Origin of the sequence: Priestia taiwanensis, assembly GCF_014638355.1 — a bacterium.
GTDB classification, from domain to species: Bacteria; Bacillota; Bacilli; order Bacillales; family Bacillaceae_G; genus Priestia_D; species Priestia_D taiwanensis.
In genome coordinates, this window is sequence record NZ_BMFK01000001.1 from 263,160 (window position 1) to 281,881 (window position 18,722).

Genomic DNA, 18,722 nt, shown 5'->3' on the forward strand with positions numbered 1-18,722 from the left:
ACATATGTATATGTAGCTATTTAATTGTATAAAGAGGACGTATACTGGAAAGGAATATATGATGATGTTCTCGAATATATTGTACATACATTTACCGTGTATCACAAAAGTGCAATTATTGGAAAGGGGTGAGAAAAATGAACAAGCATCGCATTTTATTTTTCGTTTTTTTCACTGTTTCATTTGTAATGTGTGGAGGGATACTTTATTTTATGGTAACTCAGTTCATACCGTATGATATGGTAACAAGTATTATTTCATTTGTGTTTATTGCTATTATTTGTGTACCACTTTCTTCTATTATTTCGGAAAGAGTAGTTGATTTGCTTGCTCATACGAAGAAAAGAGTGTGAAATAAAGAAAGGATTGGCCTCTTCGCCAATCCTTTCTTTATTTTTTGCTTTCTGCAAGCCAGTCCTTCACTTTGTTATCCATTTGTTCGCTTAAATCATGGACATTTCCAGTGTCTTTGAGTGCCTTACGAGCATATTTCTTTGGGAACATGTCTTCAATAGATGAGGGATAGTAATAGCCAGATTCAGGTTTCGTGTATTCAGTTACCGTATAAGAAGAACCAGACTTTTCTAGACGAATACGTACTGGATAGGAGTGTCCTTGAATAAGTTCATCACCCTCATACTCTCCATATTGTGTGTAAAGGTATAAGGATATAATCCCGTCTATCTCCTCCGTTCCATATACTTTATGTACTTCAAATGTTTTGGAAGAAGGAGTATCTTCTCGTTTATATTTATCTTGAATATAGTTGGAGATAACATTGTTCATTTCTTCTGTCACTTGCTCATCACCGTCTATCGTACTAGATGGTCGGAAAAAGATGAATAGAGAAGCGAGGATAGCTATACCGAGAATAAAGGAAGTTACTTTCATCATCATCATCTCCTTTTGCAACTGTTTGTTCTAGTATACCATGAATTTTTCTCTTTTTTGTAAAAGTGTGGTATTTTTAAATCATAGTTTAGCAGACAGGGGATGATGGAATGGATCAGAAGTATGTTAAGCAAATTAATATATATGAAGCGAATCAACAGTATGAGGAAATCTTCGAGCTTTTGCGTAAGCTTGCAGAAGAGACACCGTTTGATGGGGAAGTATACTACCAGTGGGCTTGCACATATGATGGCATGGGAAAAGAAGAAACAGCTATTATATACTATGAAAAAGCATTGGCACTCGGATTAAATGGCGATTTTTTGCGACGTGCGTATATTCACCTCGGGAGTTCGTATCGCTGTGTTGGAAAATATGAGAAAGCAAAGGCGGTATTACAGGAAGGGTTACTCGCATTTCCAGAAGATGAAGCATTGTTTACATTTCTAGCTATGACAGAACATAATCTACAAAATCATGAAAAAGCAGTAGAAATCTTATTACAATTATTAATTCATCATACGTCATCGCCACGTATACTCGATTATAAGCGCGCGTTATCCTTTTATAGTAGTCACTTAAATGATGTCTTCTTGGAAGAGAAATAGAATGGAACATATTTTTGTCCAAGCAACGCTTCATCAATTAGAAGTGGCAGTGAAGTCCATGTATAAGATACTAGATACATTGCAAGAAGAAGAGATTGATATACAACCAATCGATACGAGACGTTCGTTACGAGAAGTGTTAGCTCATACGTGTGTAGCAGATTTCTGTCTTATGAACGAGGCGACAGAGGAAGAAATGACGATGTTTTATGAGCAGAACAATCCAAGGACGTTAGTAGAAATGAAATCGATGTTGCAAGAGAATATGAACTATGTGGTGTTTCTATTTCAGTCATATACGGAAAAAGAACTAACGGATAACACAACTTCTTACTGGGGAGTATCGTATAGTCGATATGAATGGTTAGTAGAGATAGTTGCACATTTCTACCATCATCGAGGACAAGCGCATCAAATGATTACGGAGCATATTCGAGATGTGAGGGTGCAGTTGTTTGAATAAGAGAGGAAATTAGCCGATGACGATGTTAGTGAAGTATGTTATTACATCTGGTGCAGTGGTGATGAATACGAATGGTGAAATCTTGTTAAAGAAAGATCCAAAAAGAGGTTGGGAATTACCTGGTGGACAAGTAGAAGAAGGTGAGGCATTCCAAGAGACAGTGATACGAGAAGTGAAAGAGGAAACAGGGATAGATATAGAAGTCCTATCATTTTGTGGTGTATCACAAGAAATCTCGAATCACATCTGTAACATGTGGTGGCTAGCAAAAGCATTAAACGATGAAACAAAAACGAGTGAAGAAAGTCTAGAAGTCGTTTTTTGTGATGTGGAAGAGGCGTTATATCGCATGGGGAATGAGAATTTTCGTCAAGAGTTATGTCAATGCCTAAAGAAAGGGGAACATCCTTTTTGCTTCTCTTACTAAGGTTATGTACATGTAATTAACGGAATATTACGTCTACTAGAAAGGCGGATGTAAGTGAATAAACCATTCTATATATACATAATCGGACGTAGCATGCCCGCAATGTCGGGTGTGTTACTTACGATATTTATCACGCTATACGTGTATGAGGAAACAGGCTCTATTTTGTATGCAACGATGTTTCCTTTTACTCAGACGATAGCGGGATTGATTACTGGATTTACAACGGCTCTTCTGTTGCAACGTATTGGATTTCGGAAGCTATTTGTATTGACATCAAGTGTAAACATTGTGTTGCTAGTTCTGTTTGCACGTGTACTTCCTTTTATGGCGGAGCATATCATTATTTTGCTTGCTATCCTTTTTGGTATGAGCTTAATGGGTGGGGGGAGAGCGCCTCTTATATCGTCCCTTTTACCTAGAGTAATAGAGAAAGAGAAGCTAGTGAAAGGAAATAGTATTGTTTCTATCGTTAACCAATCCATTCAAATATTTGGTTATACAATAGGCGGTGTATTATTTCTATATATCGGAGCAGTCCCAGTACTTATAGTGATTATTGGTTTATTAGTTATGGGCTTGCTTTGTTTCCTTGCTTTATTTAGACGTATCGAACTGAGAGAACAAAAACGTCAAGATATGAAATGGAGTGTATTAGTAGACGGATGGAAGCTGCTTTGGTCAAATCGATCGTTACGTATTATTACGACGATGGATTTGTTAGAGGGGATTGCAGGAGCAACGTGGATGGGAGCCATTACATTAGCATATGTAACGGAAATCTTACAAAAAGGGCCTGATTGGTATGGGTACATAAATGCAAGTTATTACGTTGGAACGATTATAGGTGGATTATGTATCATTGGCATGTCGAAATTCATTCAAGCAAATTTAATTAAAAGTATGATGATTGGTTCGTTTCTGTTCGGAGTATTTTCATTCATTTATGCATTTAATACAATTCCACTTGTTGCATTGTTGTTGTGTGTGGGGATGGGACCGGTATATCAAATGCGAGATGTTGCCCAGCAACAATTATGCAAAACAGTATAGATGCTACAAATCTTCCAAATGTGTATGCCACATATGGGGTTATTTTATCGACAGTTTCAGGTTTTTCTATTACATTGATGGGATTTATCGTTGATACATTTGGAGTAAAAACGGTGTATATCGTTTGCGCTATTTTCTTTAGCTTATCAGCGTGTTTATCATTTTTCTTAACGAATCGGATAGGTATAAAGAAGGAGGGATAGTTCTTACTCCTTCTTTTCTATGTAGAGAAAAGAAATGTACATACGAAAAATATGCAATTATGCATAAAGCCTACACCTTTCGAGCTTTTTCTATTACACTAAAATTCAGAAAATTCAAAGTGAGGTGCTTCTAGATGAAAAGCAAGAAGGCAATGGCGTTAGCTTGTGCAATGGGAATATGTTTGTCGCTTCCTGTGCAAGCGTATGCAGAAAAAGGAGAAGTGAATGTAGAGGTGGCACAAGCTGGTTTGACAATTGGAAAACTAACGAGCCCGCAGCAAGGTACGATTGAAAAAATCGTCAAAGATTATTTGAAAGGAGAACTATCAGGCGCAAAAGCACAACCTGAACAAATCTCTACAGAGGAACAAACAAATTTTGTCATCAATAGTAAAGAAAAGAAAGATGGCGAAACGGAGGTTCGTCTCTCTCAAACGTATAAAAACATGAAAGTATATGGACAAGATGTAATTGTTAAAGTTGATTCAGAAGGCGTTGTAACAACAGTTAGTGGAAAGGTAGCAAATACGCTAGACAAGCAAGCTAACTTACGACGAAGCGCATCTATCACAGTGAGTAAACTAAAGTCTGTCATCAGACAAGCTACAGGGGTGCCATTCCAAGCAGTAGAAAAAGAGTTTAAGAGAGAGAATGTTGTTTTCCAAAAAGAGGACGGCACATATACAGTAGCAGCAGTCGTTCAATTCGCATATGAAAGTAAAACAGACGTAATAAGCGGGAATGCAATCGTTGATTTAACAGATGGAAAGGTATTATTTATTGATCATATCTCAAAGAAGAAAGAAGTAAGCAAAATACCAACGAACAACGCTCTTCGCTTATTAACAACAAAGGAGCTTGGATCTGGGACGGACGCATTGGGTACGAATATGCTGTTTAACATTTCAAAAGGAACAGACCAAAACTATTATTTAGCAGACTTATCTCGTGGTAATGGAATTTATGTTTATAACGCGAATTATGCAGATGCAAAAGGTGGGCGTAGTAACGTTGGTTATCCAGGGACATTGATTTCTAGTCCAACAACGAAATTCGAAGATAAAGAAGCAGTTGGTGTAATGAAGAATATGAGTAGCATCTATGATTACTTCAAGAAAGAACATAATTTAAAAAGCTATGATAATAAAGATGCAAAAGTAGTCGCAAGTGTACATGGTTTCGATTCAGATGGTACAGAAGAAAATGCAAAACCAAGTTCATGGGTAAATGCATTCTGGCATCCAGGTTGGAAGCAGATGGTATTCGGTGATGGGTTGAATGGTACACTTACTTCTTCTATCGACGTAACAGCGCATGAGTTTGGACATGCTGTATTCAGTGGGAATACAAAAAATAATGTGGTGAAGTACCCAAGCAAAGCAACACGTGCGATTAACGAAGGTCTTGCCGATTTCTGGGGAGTACAAGTAGAGCGCTATGTTGACAAGAAGAACTGGGATTGGGTAATGGGAAACACGTTAAAAGGATTAGTTATTCGTGATATTCCAAAGGAAATTGGTGACGGTGGTCATAAGTTATATACGAACTTAAACGATTTCTATAATACAGCAGTGAACGAGCAAGAATCTCATATGAATTCAGGTATTATTAGCCATGTTCTATATCAATTAGTAGAAGGAAAAACGCATAATGGTGTAACGACAGAAGCGTTAGGACATGACAAAGTTAGTAAAATCGTCATGCATACATTACAAAACTATGCGACAGCTGGGGAAGAGTTTGAGACATTACAAGTGCATATGCTCCAATCAGCAACTGAGTTATACGGAGATAAAGAGGCGGAAGAATTTGCAAAGGCATTCGAGGCGCATGGATATCCGGACATAGATTTAGACAAGAATGAAAAAGCAGTTACAACAATTAATTAATAGATATTAAGACTCATTTTGCAAAATTTTGTCGTTTATACTAAAAAAACGACAGAAGTAATCGATATAAAGTACAGCGAATATTTGAAAAATAGGAGAGGTATTTTATGCTGGAGGGTGAGACAACATGATAGAAATGAGCATAGGAGATGAAGTCAAAAAACTAAGAAAATCAAAAGGATTAACTCAAAAACAATTAGCAGAGAATATTTGTCATCAATCAGAGATTAGTAGAATTGAAGCTGGGAGTGTGCATCCAAGTATGTATATCTTACATGGTATTTCTAATAAATTGGATGTGTCTATTGTTTACTTCTATAAGACTTTAGAGGATTCGAATAACGATAGAGTTTGAGTCTATTGAGGACAAAGTAAAAAAAAGACAGGATAGTATTTTCCTGTCTTTTTTGCTGTTTATTATAAATTGGACGAATTTTCCTTTTTAATTTATAGTTAAAGTATTATTGTAAACGGGGTGAATGTCATGGCTTATCGTATTGTTCGAAGTAACTAGTTTCCGAGCTGGAAAAAACGCGTACCAGCTATCAAGGGGATAGTATGCCCTTTTTATGAAAATAGAGACATAGAACAAGAAAGGTAGGCCATGATGATGAATGAAGTAGAATATGAAAAATTTTATGATCAAGTTGGAAAAGTGAATGGATGGAATTTTAGTAACGTACGGGTTCAATCTGAGGGAGTTAAGTGGAACTTTTATGAAGAGGTAACGAAAAGGTGCACGCATTCTGACATCCTTTTAGATGTTGGAACAGGTGGGGGAGAAAATGTATTAAATATCGCTTCTTCATGTCTTTTCTTAGTTGGGGTTGATTTATCACATGGAATGATAAAAAAAGCCCAATCGAATCTTGAAGAATCTGAGATACAAAATGTTCGATTCACTCACATGTCTTCGGATTGCTTACAGTTTCCTAATGGATTCTTCGATGTTGTTTCGTGTAACCATGCGCCGTTTGTGGCAACAGAAATAGCCAAGGTGTTAAAGAATGGTGGGATTTTCTTAACGCAGCAAGTAAGTGAGGCAGACAAACTTAACATAAAAGAAGCATTTGGACGAGGACAATCCTTCGGTGAAGAAGATGGTACGTTACGAGAAGCATATATGCAGGAGCTGAAGGAAGCTGGTTTTTCTGAAGTAAAGTCATTTGAGTATGATGCCATCGATTACTATGAAAGACAGGAAGATATTCTCTTTTTGCTTACACATGCTCCAATTATTCCTAACTTTGGTCAAGAAGAAAGAGATAGTGAGATAGTGCAACATTTCATAGAGACGAATCAAACAGCAAAAGGAATTCGCACCAATTCAAAACGATTTTTAATCATAGCGAAAAAGTAAAGATAGAGATAAGAAGACCGAGTGAAATCGGTCTTCTTGTCATTTAGAAAGGATAGGAAAAAAATGTACGCATATACAATCTGTTTTATTAAATGTGGCAACAAATTATTATTGCTTAATCGTGATAAAAAGCCTAACATGGGTCTTTGGAACGGTGTTGGGGGGAAGATTGAAGCTGGTGAACGTGTGGAAGATAGTATAAAACGAGAAGTGTTAGAAGAAACATCACTTGTATTGGAAGATGTTATGTATAAAGGTATTGTCAGTTGGAATGTAAACAATGATTATTATGGTGGGATGTATTTGTTTTTTGCAGAACTGACGGAAGAGCAAGAGGTCCCAAGTGTTACAGAAGAGGGGATATTAGCATGGAAAGAAATTTCATGGCTGCTTGATCCGGATAACCAAGGAATTGTAAGTAATATTCGTGAATTCTTGCCGAATATGCTGACAGATGAACGAATATATGAATATCAGTGTACATATACAACGAAAGAGTTAGTAGGAGTGAACATAAAAGAAATCACAGCCGTTTATCAATAAGAAGGGAGAAAGAGGATGGAAGAACATGTGTTAAAGAATAAACTTACTAAACTTAAGGCACGTAATTTTCCCTTTGATGAAGTACAGGATGTTCATCAATTAAGTGATGACATGTTGCCGTATTTAGGTGTGATAGATAGTGAATTGCGAGATAAACTTATTTATCATACATATTATTATTTGATTACGAACGAGCACCTTAGCAATGCATACTTAGAGGAGTTGCTTTATACGTGCTTAGATAAGTTACAGACGGGGATTGGGTTAAGTAAAGATGATTCCGTCTTTACTCGTTCGTTTGCTTCGCTTGTAGTGGCACTTATTATAGGCGCAGATAACAAGAAACTTTTCCTGCCGAAAGACTGTGTTCTTCGTGTAAAGGACGCATTATGTATCTATGTACAACAAGAACAAGATGTAAGAGGGTACGTAGAAGGAAAAGGGTGGGCACATAGCATTGCTCACGTTGCCGATGCGTTAGATGAATTGGTGAAGAATTGCCATGTAGATGTTTCTATGTATGAAGAAATCATCGATATTCTTGTTGCGAAAATGTGTGACGTATCGGATGTGTACATGGATGAGGAAGAGGAACGAGTGGTAGTGGCGATTGGAGCGATGTTAGAAAGAGGATTAGACGAGGTGGTATTACTTCGATGTATTCGAACGCACTACATGTGGGAGAAAAGCATTACTATGAATGAGTGTAGTAAGAAGTATATGAATCGCCGTAATTTCTTACGAAGTTTACTTATATATGCCAAAAAGGAAAAGAAGCTACAAGTAGAGCTGGAAGTGAATAGTTTAATAGAAGAAATAAAGGATATGTATTATAAGCATTGATTCTATGTAAATTAAAAGAAGTGTGACCAAGTAGATGATAAATATGGTCACACTTCTTTTTTCAATTCATTATTTTATAAGTCACTTGGCATCGTTGCTTTTTCCTCAATTGTGATGTGATAGGAAATAATTGTCGTACTGTCACGTATACCATTTTCCCGAATAACATCGATTAATTTCATCGCACCTTCAGCATTTGTTATACCTTCAAATGTGTTGTAAATAGCATATGGGTGTTCAAACGGTGCATTTGGACATTCGGTTAAGCCATCTGTCGTTAAGAATAGATGTGTTGTTCCTTGGCGTAGTTCTCGTCGTCCTGTGCTATAGCAAGGTACGTCAAGCTCGAATGTATTCACTTGTCCAACCCATTCATAGAAATTTCGCTCTGTTAATCCATATTGTTGGAAGGCTAGTAATTCGGGATGGAAGAGATGAAGCATGACATCGCCAACGGAGAACCACCATATGTATTTTCCTTTTCGTACAGTAATAAGACATGCTGTTTCTCCTTGGACATTACGGCATGCTTCAAGGAATGGTGGTGCTTGGAATAAATCTAGAATAAGAGAATCCAGTTTGGTGAAACATTCTTTTACTTGTAAAGTGAGAGTGGATTGGATTTCTTCTTTGTGTTCTTCTATCATCCGAATAACTAATCCTGCACTTTGCGCGGTTTTATGGGCGTCAAGTACCATCAGAAATTCCCAATCTTGTTCTTGGCTCGTCCAAACTAGACACCCGTCTTCATTTTTATGTGCACCAGCTTGTGAATTTCCACCGTATCTTGCAATTAGTACATTGTTAATATGGATGAAATCCGGTTCATCTACGTATGTTTTTTTACTTCCAATCCAGCTAAATTCCATCATGCATCTTCTCCTTCATTCGTTTGCATTTCTTCTTGTCTCATAAGTGAACCTATTTTTGTATATATTTCTTGGGATTATATGTTACTAGATATGTGTTTGCAAGAGAAAAGCGTTGGAGTCTGAATATTACATCTTATTAATTGCTATTTTAGGAGTGATTTGATATAGTACGTCTCACCATGATGAAGGAGAGTATACGATGGAACAGTTGAATACGATTGTGAAGAGATTAGATACGTTATTTCAGGTACAAGAGTCTGGACCAGACAGTGCATTCTCTCGTTTTGTCCCAACGGTGTATGATGCTATTGAATTTGATTGGAAGTCCTTCTTCGAAACGGGTTTCGTGACCTATTTCAACGGGTTAATGATACGAGGAGCAGAGCAGGTGGAGCGTGTTCACTTAGCGGTATTTCCAACAGATAACGTGTTAGAGAGATTTATAAGTGAGGCAAATAGAGGGGACTTGCTTTTCATGCACCATCCAATCTTAATGGAATGTGGCGATCCACACGGAGAGTGGGGACGAGGGTTTGTTCCTGTGAAAGAAGAATACTTAATTGCAATCAAGGAGAAGGAGTTGTCGGTGTATACGTGTCATCATCCTTTAGATTTAAATGAAACAATTAGTACGAGTAAAGCTATTGTGAAGGTGTTAAATGGTCGTATTGTCGATTCTTTTTGTTATGAAGGGGATAAAGCGTTTGGACTTATTTGTGATATTGAGGATACAACGACAGAAGCGCTTATTCAACAATTAGAAAGTACCTTTGCTGTTCCATACGTGGATGTGGAAGGAAAGGTGCACGGCTATATTAATAGAATTGCAGTAATTGCTGGTTGTGGAGATAAAGTAAGCTGGATGAAAGAAGCAGAGGGAAAAGGTGCGCAAGCATACGTGACAGGAGAGATACATTGTCATATCGATAATGATTATGGTAGGAAACGTTATGCAGAAATGGATGCATACATTCAAGAAACATCAATGTCATTAATTGGTGTGTCTCATTCTGCATCAGAATACATTGTGAAGAAAAACGAGATGAACACATGGTTCCAACAACAGTTCGATGTAGGTACGAACTTAATTCCACAAGAAAAGTGGTGGCTATAGTGCTGATGCGAACAGTAAGAGAAGAAGATTATGTACGTGTAATTGAGGTGCTAGTAGAGTGGTGGGGAGGACGTGATTTGTCTGATTTACTACCACGTCTCTTCTTTCAACATTTCCAAGATACGAGCTTCATTATCGAAGACAAAGGAAAAATAGTTGGCTTTATCGTAGGTTTCATTTCACAAACAAAGCCAAGCGAAGCATATATTCATTTCGTAGGTGTGCATTCTAATTATCGAAAGCAGCGTATTGGAACGAAGTTATATGAACACTTTTTCGCATGTGTCCGTGCAAAAGGTTGTGATACAGTAAAGTGCATTACATCACCTGTGAATACAGTATCGATTGCGTATCATATAAATATCGGATTTCGTATAGAAGAAGGCGATAAAGTGCTTGATGGTATACATGTACAAAAGAATTATGATGGGCGAGGACATGACAGAGTAGTATTCGTGAAGAAGATATAAGAAGAATCTCCATCTTATTAGGAAGATGGAGATTCTTTTCATTTACATCATAGAAGTCGTAAATCTGCTGCTACTCCAGCATGATCAGATGGCCAAAGTGCAGTTGGTGTTCTGTCGCTTTGTTGGTCGCCTACTACATCAGCTAGAAGAGGTTGCCATCCATTTTTGAACAAAATAAAATCAATTCGTGCATTTAGAGAAGATACAGCATTTAATAAATCTGCATCTTGGATAGCTGTAGCGCCTGTACCTTGTCCAACTGCTAGCCAAGTATCTTGGAATCCAGCGTTAATAAGGTTGCCGTAAGTGGGTGTACCAGGTCCGTTAGCGTTGGAGTTTAAATCTCCAAGAAGGATTAATGGAAGGGTCGTATTTGCGGGTCCTGCTAGTAACTCGTTGCCTTGGGCTACTTGAACTGCAGGAGAAACTGGCTCTAAGTGAGTATTGATTACACGGAATGTTTTTCCTTGTTTTACAATGTCAAGGAAAGACCAGCCTCGAAGAAGTGTAATAGGTTGTCCAGCAATTGGTAATGTTAAATTCGTTTGGAAATTTGCTTCTTGTCGTTGAACAATGTTTAATCCTACGCCTTGTCGAATCAATATTGCATCTCGATCTAAGCGCCCTACTATGTTTCCTGTACTGCTTGGTAGTTGAATGGAAAGGTTGTTATTGAAAGCAGCCAATTCATAATATAATCCTCTTTGTCGTAATGCATGTAATAATAATTCTATAAAGTCGTATGTGACTGTTGGAAAATTAGGGACAAATAGTTGCCAAAGTTCGGCTTCTTGTAATCCAATGATATCTGGTCTCTTTCTAGCTATTTGATCTGCGATTGCTTCCACACGGACAGGGAAGTTTGTTGCAAGGAATTGGCGAAATACGTTTGTTACTGTCTGTGGTATTTGTGCAGGAGTAGCAGTTACGAACGGTGTTAAATCAGCACCTAAATAAAGGTTCCAGGTCATAAATGTGATAGTTGGAGATGGTGGAAATGGGTTACAATCGTGGCAAGTATCGTCGCAGTTCGCTTGAAGCCAGTATGGATTATCAAAACAGTTGTTGCACGTCATACATAAATCACTCCTTATTGTTTGTATACTATAAGAAATGAGAGATATCTCCATTTGGTTCTACTTTATGATCATTTTGTACATCGTATTTTTTAAGATAGTAGAGGTTGAAAGTAGCTAGATAGAAAAGCAGATAGTCCTATCGCTGGACTACCTGCTTTTCTTCTGTTAATGCATCATATTTCTCCATTACTTTCGTCGTATATGTGAAATCGCCGTAACAATATGGATAACGGAAATTCTCTTTATCTCCTTTGCATGTATAAACATCTGGTTGTTTCTTCACTTGTATTTCGGAGAATTGTTTCGCTAATTGTTCTGTATGGGTACGACCATTTTCCGCAATGAAATCGATGTACCCTTTCCCCATGTTGTAACTTTGGACAATGGTAGGGAAATCGACTTGTTTGTTTGTACCATATTTCACAACTGTATTGAAATGCTTTATACCTTGCTGAATCGACCAATCCACGTTGTCAATTGTATTTGGCTTTAATCCAGCAGATTCACTTGCTTGCATCGGATCTGTTCCTTCACCTCGTGATTCTTGTTGAATAAGTGCTAGGAGAAGATCGGAATGTTGTTCTAAGTTGTATTTTTTTAATTCTATTTGTATTTTTGGTTCAAGATTTTTTACTTTTGTACTAATGGCCGATGTCCGTTGTTGTCCAGCTGCAGTGGGTGTGGAATCGAATAGAGAGACAATGAACTTAGCGCCAACGAATAGCACATATAGGAAAACGAGCAGAAAGAGAATTCTTCCCCAGCGTATTTTTCTTTTTTTGCGGTACACTTTCTTTTTAGGCATATGTCCCTCCGAATCTAGTAAGCTACTATTTTGCTCATTATAACAGATAGAAAGAAAGAGAGACAACATGGAGAAAGAACTTGATGAATTGTTGTATGGATTATTTAAATAGTTAAATACTAAGAAAAAAAGTAAGTAGGGGCTATGCATGAAAGAAATTCTTCATATTTATAAGACAGATATTCACCGTATCATACGAAATTGGGCTGCACTTATTGTCATTATCGGTTTGATGATTTTGCCATCGTTATATGCGTGGTTCAATATTAAAGCATCATGGGATCCATACGGAAATACGAAAGGAATTGCCATTGCAGTTGTGAACAAGGATAAAGGTGCAGAAGTAAGGGGAGAAGAGATTAGAATTGGGGATGAAATTGTTGCTTCTTTGCAGGCAAATGAGGCGTTAGGATGGACATTTGTTGATGAGAAAGAGGCACTAGATGGTGTGAATCACGGAGAATATTATGCGGCGATTACGATTCCAGAAGATTTCTCTGAGAAGATTACGACTATTTTGACGAACAATCCACAAAAGCCTGAATTAACATACACGGTTAATGAGAAAATTAATGCGATTGCACCGAAGATTACATCAAGTGGTGCAACACGCGTACAGGAGGAAGTAAGCCATAATTTTGTCAAATCAGCGAGTAGCGCTATCTTTACGGTGTTCAATGAGATTGGGATTGAGCTTGAAAGAAGCTTACCTGTTATTGAGCGGGTAAAGGATATGATTTTTCAGCTTGAAAAAGAATTTCCAGAAATAAAAAATCTCGTGAATAGAGCATTGGTAGATGTAGAGAAGGCTCAAGACGTTATTGGTACGACGCAACAAGCGGTTGATGTAGCACAAAGCCAGTTGCCAACGATTGAGTCTATCATTAAGAACGGAGGAGAGCTGACGACAAGCTTATCTGACTTTTTGGTGAAAAGTGATGAAGCTTTAACGAAAGCGTCACCGAAAATCAAGCAAGATTTACTTGTGCTTCAGCAAATTGCGATATCAGCAGAACAAGCAAGTGGCCTTTTATTAGGAGTAGAGTTGAATGAGAAGACCGTTGCGACGTTAAATGGATTAGTTGATCGACTAAATACAGGCATTACGATTATTAATAGCCTTGTACCATTTCTAGAGCGATTAAATAATGCGGCACCTTCTCCAGCGTTTTCGCAAACAATCACAAAGTTAAACAATGTGAAGGCGAATTTTCAAAAGCAAGTGAAGGTTATCCAAACGGCCATCTCTGTTATTAATAAAGGAGAGAAGCCAAGTGATTCTCTCATTAGTGAGATGAATCGATTATCAAAAGAAGCATCTAGTGTGTTAGGAGCACTGATTGGTAGTTATGACTCCACCATTGCACCAGCTGTGAAACATGCGATTGAGAAGGGGAAAGCTGTAACAAAGGATGTAAATAGCGTCTTAGTAGAAGCAGATAAGTTATTGCCAACCATAAAAGAAAAAATCCCTGTTATGAAGCAGTTACTTACAGATGCTTCAAAAGGTGTCGCAATTGGAAAAGAGGAAATTATTAAGATACAGCAAGACTTACCTGCGATAGAAGAACAAATTAAAGCGACAGCAAACAAAATTCGTGCGTTTGAAACGAAAGAAGATATTGGAGAAGTATTAGAATTGCTTCGACATGATATAGAAAAGCAAAGTGATTTCTTTATGCGTCCTGTGTTACTGAAGGAAAATCGTCTATTCCCGATCCCGAATTACGGCTCAGCGATGTCACCATTTTTTACAACGTTGTCTTTATGGGTAGGAGCGTTACTGTTAGTGTCATTATTAACGGTAGAAGTAGTACCGAATGGAATGGAGTATAAGAGTTATCATATTTATTTTGGACGCTTCTTGTTGTTTCTAACAATTGCGCTAATGCAGTCATTCATTATTACGATGGGAGATATATTCTTATTAGGAACATATGTCGTTGATAAGTGGTGGTTCGTTCTCTTTGGACTATGGAACAGTGCAGTATTCGTCTTTATCGTCTATTCACTCGTATCTGTCTTTGGTAATGTTGGTAAAGCACTTGGGATTATTATGTTAGTGCTTCAAATATCCGGTTCAGGTGGGACATTCCCGATTCAAGTAACACCACCGTTCTTTCAAATGATTTATCCATTTTTGCCATTTACGTATGGAATTAGCTTAATGCGTGAGGCAACGGGTGGAATACTATGGGACATTGTATATCGTGACGTAGCTATTTTATTTATTTTCGTTATTATTATGGTAATCATTGGTCTGCTACTAAAAGAACGCATTAATAAATCAAGTGAGAAATTTGTAAAGAAAGCGAAAGAAAGTAAGGTTATTCATTAATTAGAAAAGGGAATATCTTATATGACAAGGTATTCTCTTTTTTATTGGGAATTACTATACAAAAAACATTTATAAAAGGAGTGCATTTTTCTTTCCCAGTGGCAAATAAAGGTATATAATAGTATTTGAAAGCGTTTTCAATAAAATAAATTATTATTCGAAATATAGCGACACATTTTACTTTTCAGAAAAGGTATGTAGGTGTATACTTGTTTTGGAATGTTTTAGAAATCTAAAAGAGTGAAATTTAGGGGGATTAAAATGGTAGCCGAAAAGCAAAAGAACCATGAGTCAGAAAAATTCGACGTGTTAGCATCTACACAAACAGTTATTGGGGAAGCACTGCAAAAGTTAGGCTATCCGGATGAAGTGTTCGAGTTATTAAAAGAACCAATTCGGATGATGACAGTGAAGATTCCAGTACGTATGGATGATGGCAACGTGAAAATTTTTACTGGCTACCGCGCACAGCATAATGATGCGGTTGGTCCGACAAAAGGCGGTATTCGTTTCCATCCACAAGTAACAGAGAAGGAAGTTAAAGCATTGTCTATTTGGATGAGCTTAAAATGTGGTATCGTTGATCTACCATATGGTGGTGGTAAAGGTGGAATCATTTGTGATCCACGTCAAATGTCATTCCGCGAGTTAGAGAGATTAAGCCGTGGTTATGTACGTGCTATTTCTCAAATCGTAGGCCCGACAAAAGATATCCCAGCACCAGACGTATTCACAAACTCACAAATCATGGCATGGATGATGGATGAGTATAGCCGAATTGATGAGTTCAACTCACCTGGATTTATTACAGGGAAGCCAATCGTATTAGGTGGTTCACATGGACGTGAAACAGCAACGGCAAAAGGTGTAACGATTTGTATTCGTGAAGCAGCGAAGAAGAAAGGAATCAACTTAGAAGGCGCACGTGTAGTTGTTCAAGGCTTCGGTAATGCAGGAAGTTTCTTAGCGAAGTTCATGCATGATGCAGGTGCGAAAGTAGTTGGTATTTCGGATGCTTACGGTGGGCTATACGATCCAAATGGATTAGATATCGAATACTTGTTAGACCGTCGTGACAGCTTCGGCACCGTTACAACGCTCTTTAAAAATACAATTACGAATAAAGAATTACTAGAATTAGAGTGCGATATTCTTGTTCCAGCTGCAATTGAAAATCAGATTACAGAAGAGAATGCACCTAACATTAAAGCACAAATCGTTGTGGAGGCTGCGAATGGCCCAACAACGTTAGAAGCAACGAAGATTTTGACAGATAGAGGGATTTTACTAGTACCAGACGTACTAGCAAGTGCTGGTGGCGTGACAGTTTCTTACTTCGAGTGGGTTCAAAACAACCAAGGCTTCTACTGGACAGAAGAAGAAGTAGAAGAACGTTTAGAGAAAGTAATGGTGAAATCATTCAATAATATTTATGAAACATCTCAAGCTCGCAAAGTGAACATGCGTTTATCTGCTTACATGGTCGGTGTACGAAAAATGGCAGAAGCAAGTCGCTTCAGAGGTTGGGTATAATAGAACGAGTAGCCTAGAGTGTGAGTTTTTCACCTCTAGGCTTTTTTTGTACATGAAACATAGAACAAAGCTTCCATGTCATATAGTGAGGTGGGGGTGTATGTAAGATGGTATATCCGATTGAACGCAACTATATAAATATGGGGAATGCACGCAATGGACGGAAGTTGGTTGGTGTGAAGTTTATCGTAAGTCACGATACAGGAAATCCAGGAAGTACTGCGATAGGGAATCGGAATTATTTTAACGATAATCAACCGAAGTCATCGGCGCATACATTTGTTGATGACCAGGAAATTATGGAGATTATTCCGTTAGATGAGATGGCCTACCACGTACAGGCACAAAAGCCAGCAGATAATGAATTATTCGGCGCAAATGCGAATAGTGCAGCAATAGGAGTGGAGTTATGTTATGGAGGTTCTATTCAATTTCGCCAAGCATATGACAGGTATGTTTGGTACCATGCATATCTATGTCGGACGTATCGACTAGATCCACGTACAAAAATCGTCTCACATCGCACGTTAGATGAAGGACGAAAGATTGATCCAGAAGGCGTATTTAAAGCGAATGGGATTAAGTGGGAACGGTTCATTAAAGACGTATATCGTCAATATGTTAGTAGACAATGAAGAGTAGACCTATAATAATAGAAGATATACGTAGTTCGAGAGGGGATAATGATGATTGGAATAAGTGCTTGTCTACTAGGAGAGAATTGTCGGTATGATGGGGGACATAATTCGGTACGTGCAGCGTTAGATCAATTAATGGAAGAAGGAGAAATCGTCTCTATCTGTCCAGAAGTACTAGGAGGTTTACCGACGCCACGGCCACCAGCCGAGATTGTAGGTGGAAATGGTGATGATGTATTAGACGGTGTAGCGAAAGTAATGGATGTACAAGGAAATGGCGTAACGGAACCATTTGTCCAAGGTGCATACATGGCGCTTGAACGAGTACAACAAGCTGGTATTACAACAGTTGTCTTAAAAGAAAATAGCCCATCATGCGGTAGTTCAGCTATTTATGACGGGACCTTTTCAAGGGGGAAAATCGTTGGATTTGGTGTGACGACTGCGTTACTTCGTCGTCACGGTGTGCGTGTTATTAGTGAACATCAATTAAGTGAATTAGTGCAAAGATAAAAGGCAGGAGCGATGGCTCGTGCCTTTTATCTTTGTGTAGCATAATACCTGCTTTTTATAATTCGCATGATAATAACCATAGTAGGAATTACAAATAGCCATGGTGTATTTGTATCTTCTAGGAATAATGGAGCTGCAACGAGAAAAAGGAGTAAACAAATTGTGATAATAGAAAAATTTTCTGCAATGAATTTCATGATAGTTTATGTATAATACCTTTCATTATACTATGACTTTAACACAATATCAGCCTGCTCGTGTGGCTTTTCTGTTTCTACATAATAATTCTCTGCTTTCCAATACCGTTCTTGTAGCTTATCGATATTTTGTTGTGTTTGTGTATCCTCTCGGAGAAATCTTGCTTGTTGCGGACTATCCATGTATACAACGTAATCAAAGCATTCCCGCCATTCTTTTCGTTGTAAAAATACCCCTTCAATAATAATGCAACATGTCGGGGTTAATTTAATTTCTCGTACCGTATGAGTATCCGTTTCTTTATCATAAAAAGAAAGAGTTATTTGTTCTGCTGAACGTAATTTCTTCAAAAAGTTATTTGCTAACGATTCAACTTCCCACTGGAGATGATAATATTCAAACCATTGTTCATGACCAGTATTATATCGCTTTTCCCGTCCTACAATATGATCGTCAATATGAAAGATGTGGAATGGGATTTGTTTTCGCGTTAATTCTTCGCGTAGTTTTTCGGTAATGGTTGTTTTTCCAGCACGTCCTAAGCCGTCAATACCTAGTATAAATCGGCCCGATGAATGTTTTTCTTCTATTATTTGCATGAATGTATGTAGCATATTGTTCCCCCTTTTCACCACATATTTCGAGCGGATAGATAAAAACTCCTTTTTGAAACTCGAAAAACAGGAAGATTTATTTGTTTACATCGTATGTAATATGCGATATATTACATATTAATTGAATGCGATATATTGCATATCACTTTGATACGAGAATTTATTTAGGTGGGGGAAAGCTGGTTCATCGATAGTAGTGGAGTGTGACAGCATTTTGTAGTGATGAATCAGAAAGTCAGAAAGGAAGAGGAACGTGGAAAGATTAAAA

General features: G+C 37.8%; 20 protein-coding genes and 1 pseudogene. 16 read left to right on the top strand and 5 right to left on the bottom strand.

Annotated elements, in window-relative coordinates:
• Positions 1–137: 137 nt before the first annotated feature.
• Positions 138–353 (top strand): hypothetical protein, encoded by a 216-nt coding sequence (locus IEV41_RS01315; RefSeq protein WP_188386655.1) that lies wholly within the window; start codon positions 138–140, stop codon positions 351–353.
• Between the two features lie 37 nt (positions 354–390).
• Here the strand turns inward: IEV41_RS01315 and IEV41_RS01320 are convergent, their stop codons facing one another.
• On the bottom strand, positions 391–894 hold the full coding sequence (locus IEV41_RS01320) for a hypothetical protein (RefSeq protein WP_188386656.1): 504 nt from the start codon (positions 892–894) through the stop codon (positions 391–393).
• A 107-nt stretch (positions 895–1,001) separates the two neighbouring features.
• Here IEV41_RS01320 and IEV41_RS01325 point away from each other — a divergent pair, with 107 nt between their 5' ends.
• The 9 genes and pseudogenes from IEV41_RS01325 (at position 1,002) to IEV41_RS01365 (ending at position 8,280) form a co-directional block, all read left to right on the top strand.
• Entirely contained in the window at positions 1,002–1,499 is a 498-nt protein-coding gene (locus IEV41_RS01325) for a tetratricopeptide repeat protein (RefSeq protein ID WP_188386657.1), read from the top strand.
• Position 1,500: 1 nt separating this feature from the next.
• Complete coding sequence (locus IEV41_RS01330) at positions 1,501–1,962, top strand: DinB family protein (RefSeq protein WP_188386658.1); 462 nt, start codon at positions 1,501–1,503, stop codon at positions 1,960–1,962.
• Between the two features lie 16 nt (positions 1,963–1,978).
• Positions 1,979–2,389 (top strand): NUDIX hydrolase, encoded by a 411-nt coding sequence (locus IEV41_RS01335; protein WP_229722111.1) that lies wholly within the window; start codon positions 1,979–1,981, stop codon positions 2,387–2,389.
• A 54-nt stretch (positions 2,390–2,443) separates the two neighbouring features.
• The gene (locus tag IEV41_RS01340) at positions 2,444–3,442 is read left to right on the top strand and encodes an MFS transporter (RefSeq protein WP_188386659.1); all 999 of its coding nucleotides are present in this window, start codon (positions 2,444–2,446) and stop codon (positions 3,440–3,442) included.
• A 337-nt stretch (positions 3,443–3,779) separates the two neighbouring features.
• A complete protein-coding gene (locus IEV41_RS01345) occupies positions 3,780–5,534 on the top strand; it encodes a M4 family metallopeptidase (protein ID WP_188386660.1) in 1,755 nt (584 codons plus the stop codon).
• 127 nt (positions 5,535–5,661) lie between these two features.
• Positions 5,662–5,883, top strand: a pseudogene (locus IEV41_RS01350) (helix-turn-helix domain-containing protein); the annotation flags it as partial.
• A gap of 261 nt (positions 5,884–6,144) precedes the next feature.
• On the top strand, positions 6,145–6,894 hold the full coding sequence (locus IEV41_RS01355) for a class I SAM-dependent methyltransferase (protein ID WP_188388636.1): 750 nt from the start codon (positions 6,145–6,147) through the stop codon (positions 6,892–6,894).
• Positions 6,895–6,957: 63 nt separating this feature from the next.
• Positions 6,958–7,437: an NUDIX hydrolase gene (locus tag IEV41_RS01360; RefSeq protein ID WP_188386662.1), complete on the top strand. Its 480-nt coding sequence runs from the start codon at positions 6,958–6,960 to the stop codon at positions 7,435–7,437.
• Positions 7,438–7,452: 15 nt separating this feature from the next.
• On the top strand, positions 7,453–8,280 hold the full coding sequence (locus IEV41_RS01365) for a DUF2785 domain-containing protein (protein ID WP_188386663.1): 828 nt from the start codon (positions 7,453–7,455) through the stop codon (positions 8,278–8,280).
• A gap of 74 nt (positions 8,281–8,354) precedes the next feature.
• Here IEV41_RS01365 and IEV41_RS01370 read toward each other — a convergent pair whose 3' ends face one another.
• Positions 8,355–9,152 (bottom strand): PP2C family serine/threonine-protein phosphatase, encoded by a 798-nt coding sequence (locus tag IEV41_RS01370; RefSeq protein WP_188386664.1) that lies wholly within the window; start codon positions 9,150–9,152, stop codon positions 8,355–8,357.
• A 199-nt stretch (positions 9,153–9,351) separates the two neighbouring features.
• On the opposite strand from IEV41_RS01370, the gene IEV41_RS01375 reads away from it, so the two are divergent.
• Both IEV41_RS01375 and IEV41_RS01380 read left to right on the top strand, forming a co-directional pair.
• Positions 9,352–10,266, top strand: a complete 915-nt coding sequence (locus IEV41_RS01375; protein ID WP_188386665.1) for a Nif3-like dinuclear metal center hexameric protein — start codon at positions 9,352–9,354, stop codon at positions 10,264–10,266.
• The gene (locus tag IEV41_RS01380; protein ID WP_188386666.1) at positions 10,266–10,736 is read left to right on the top strand and encodes a GNAT family N-acetyltransferase; all 471 of its coding nucleotides are present in this window, start codon (positions 10,266–10,268) and stop codon (positions 10,734–10,736) included. Before IEV41_RS01375 ends, IEV41_RS01380 begins: the two co-directional genes overlap by 1 nt.
• 47 nt (positions 10,737–10,783) lie before the next feature.
• Here IEV41_RS01380 and IEV41_RS01385 read toward each other — a convergent pair whose 3' ends face one another.
• Both IEV41_RS01385 and IEV41_RS01390 read right to left on the bottom strand, forming a co-directional pair.
• The gene (locus IEV41_RS01385; RefSeq protein WP_229722112.1) at positions 10,784–11,812 is read right to left on the bottom strand and encodes an endonuclease/exonuclease/phosphatase family protein; all 1,029 of its coding nucleotides are present in this window, start codon (positions 11,810–11,812) and stop codon (positions 10,784–10,786) included.
• A gap of 139 nt (positions 11,813–11,951) precedes the next feature.
• On the bottom strand, positions 11,952–12,620 hold the full coding sequence (locus IEV41_RS01390) for a lysozyme family protein (protein ID WP_188386667.1): 669 nt from the start codon (positions 12,618–12,620) through the stop codon (positions 11,952–11,954).
• A gap of 148 nt (positions 12,621–12,768) precedes the next feature.
• On the opposite strand from IEV41_RS01390, the gene IEV41_RS01395 reads away from it, so the two are divergent.
• From IEV41_RS01395 to IEV41_RS01410, 4 genes are all read left to right on the top strand, one after another.
• Positions 12,769–14,958, top strand: a complete 2,190-nt coding sequence (locus IEV41_RS01395; protein WP_188386668.1) for a YhgE/Pip domain-containing protein — start codon at positions 12,769–12,771, stop codon at positions 14,956–14,958.
• A gap of 261 nt (positions 14,959–15,219) precedes the next feature.
• Positions 15,220–16,491, top strand: coding sequence for a Glu/Leu/Phe/Val family dehydrogenase (locus IEV41_RS01400; RefSeq protein WP_188386669.1), 1,272 nt, complete (start codon positions 15,220–15,222; stop codon positions 16,489–16,491).
• 107 nt (positions 16,492–16,598) lie between these two features.
• Positions 16,599–17,126 (top strand): peptidoglycan recognition protein family protein, encoded by a 528-nt coding sequence (locus IEV41_RS01405; RefSeq protein ID WP_188386670.1) that lies wholly within the window; start codon positions 16,599–16,601, stop codon positions 17,124–17,126.
• A gap of 51 nt (positions 17,127–17,177) precedes the next feature.
• Positions 17,178–17,642 carry a 2-thiouracil desulfurase family protein gene (locus IEV41_RS01410; protein ID WP_188386671.1) on the top strand — a complete coding sequence of 155 codons (465 nt, stop codon included), beginning with the start codon at positions 17,178–17,180 and terminating at the stop codon, positions 17,640–17,642.
• 227 nt (positions 17,643–17,869) lie between these two features.
• On the opposite strand, the gene IEV41_RS01415 is transcribed toward IEV41_RS01410, so the two are convergent.
• Positions 17,870–18,454 carry a kinase gene (locus IEV41_RS01415; protein ID WP_188386672.1) on the bottom strand — a complete coding sequence of 195 codons (585 nt, stop codon included), beginning with the start codon at positions 18,452–18,454 and terminating at the stop codon, positions 17,870–17,872.
• Positions 18,455–18,722: the final 268 nt, after the last annotated feature.

What these genes read in the sequence shown, in the direction of transcription:
- IEV41_RS01315 (WP_188386655.1), top strand. Translation starts at nt 138, where the DNA reads ATGAACAAGCATCGCATTTTATTTTTCGTTTTTTTCACTGTTTCATTT.
- IEV41_RS01320 (WP_188386656.1), bottom strand. Translation starts at nt 894, where the DNA reads ATGATGAAAGTAACTTCCTTTATTCTCGGTATAGCTATCCTCGCTTCT.
- IEV41_RS01325 (WP_188386657.1), top strand. Translation starts at nt 1,002, where the DNA reads ATGGATCAGAAGTATGTTAAGCAAATTAATATATATGAAGCGAATCAA.
- IEV41_RS01330 (WP_188386658.1), top strand. Translation starts at nt 1,501, where the DNA reads ATGGAACATATTTTTGTCCAAGCAACGCTTCATCAATTAGAAGTGGCA.
- IEV41_RS01335 (WP_229722111.1), top strand. Translation starts at nt 1,979, where the DNA reads ATGACGATGTTAGTGAAGTATGTTATTACATCTGGTGCAGTGGTGATG.
- IEV41_RS01345 (WP_188386660.1), top strand. Translation starts at nt 3,780, where the DNA reads ATGAAAAGCAAGAAGGCAATGGCGTTAGCTTGTGCAATGGGAATATGT.
- IEV41_RS01355 (WP_188388636.1), top strand. Translation starts at nt 6,145, where the DNA reads ATGAATGAAGTAGAATATGAAAAATTTTATGATCAAGTTGGAAAAGTG.
- IEV41_RS01360 (WP_188386662.1), top strand. Translation starts at nt 6,958, where the DNA reads ATGTACGCATATACAATCTGTTTTATTAAATGTGGCAACAAATTATTA.
- IEV41_RS01365 (WP_188386663.1), top strand. Translation starts at nt 7,453, where the DNA reads ATGGAAGAACATGTGTTAAAGAATAAACTTACTAAACTTAAGGCACGT.
- IEV41_RS01370 (WP_188386664.1), bottom strand. Translation starts at nt 9,152, where the DNA reads ATGATGGAATTTAGCTGGATTGGAAGTAAAAAAACATACGTAGATGAA.
- IEV41_RS01375 (WP_188386665.1), top strand. Translation starts at nt 9,352, where the DNA reads ATGGAACAGTTGAATACGATTGTGAAGAGATTAGATACGTTATTTCAG.
- IEV41_RS01385 (WP_229722112.1), bottom strand. Translation starts at nt 11,812, where the DNA reads ATGACGTGCAACAACTGTTTTGATAATCCATACTGGCTTCAAGCGAAC.
- IEV41_RS01390 (WP_188386667.1), bottom strand. Translation starts at nt 12,620, where the DNA reads ATGCCTAAAAAGAAAGTGTACCGCAAAAAAAGAAAAATACGCTGGGGA.
- IEV41_RS01395 (WP_188386668.1), top strand. Translation starts at nt 12,769, where the DNA reads ATGAAAGAAATTCTTCATATTTATAAGACAGATATTCACCGTATCATA.
- IEV41_RS01400 (WP_188386669.1), top strand. Translation starts at nt 15,220, where the DNA reads ATGGTAGCCGAAAAGCAAAAGAACCATGAGTCAGAAAAATTCGACGTG.
- IEV41_RS01405 (WP_188386670.1), top strand. Translation starts at nt 16,599, where the DNA reads ATGGTATATCCGATTGAACGCAACTATATAAATATGGGGAATGCACGC.
- IEV41_RS01410 (WP_188386671.1), top strand. Translation starts at nt 17,178, where the DNA reads ATGATTGGAATAAGTGCTTGTCTACTAGGAGAGAATTGTCGGTATGAT.
- IEV41_RS01415 (WP_188386672.1), bottom strand. Translation starts at nt 18,454, where the DNA reads ATGCTACATACATTCATGCAAATAATAGAAGAAAAACATTCATCGGGC.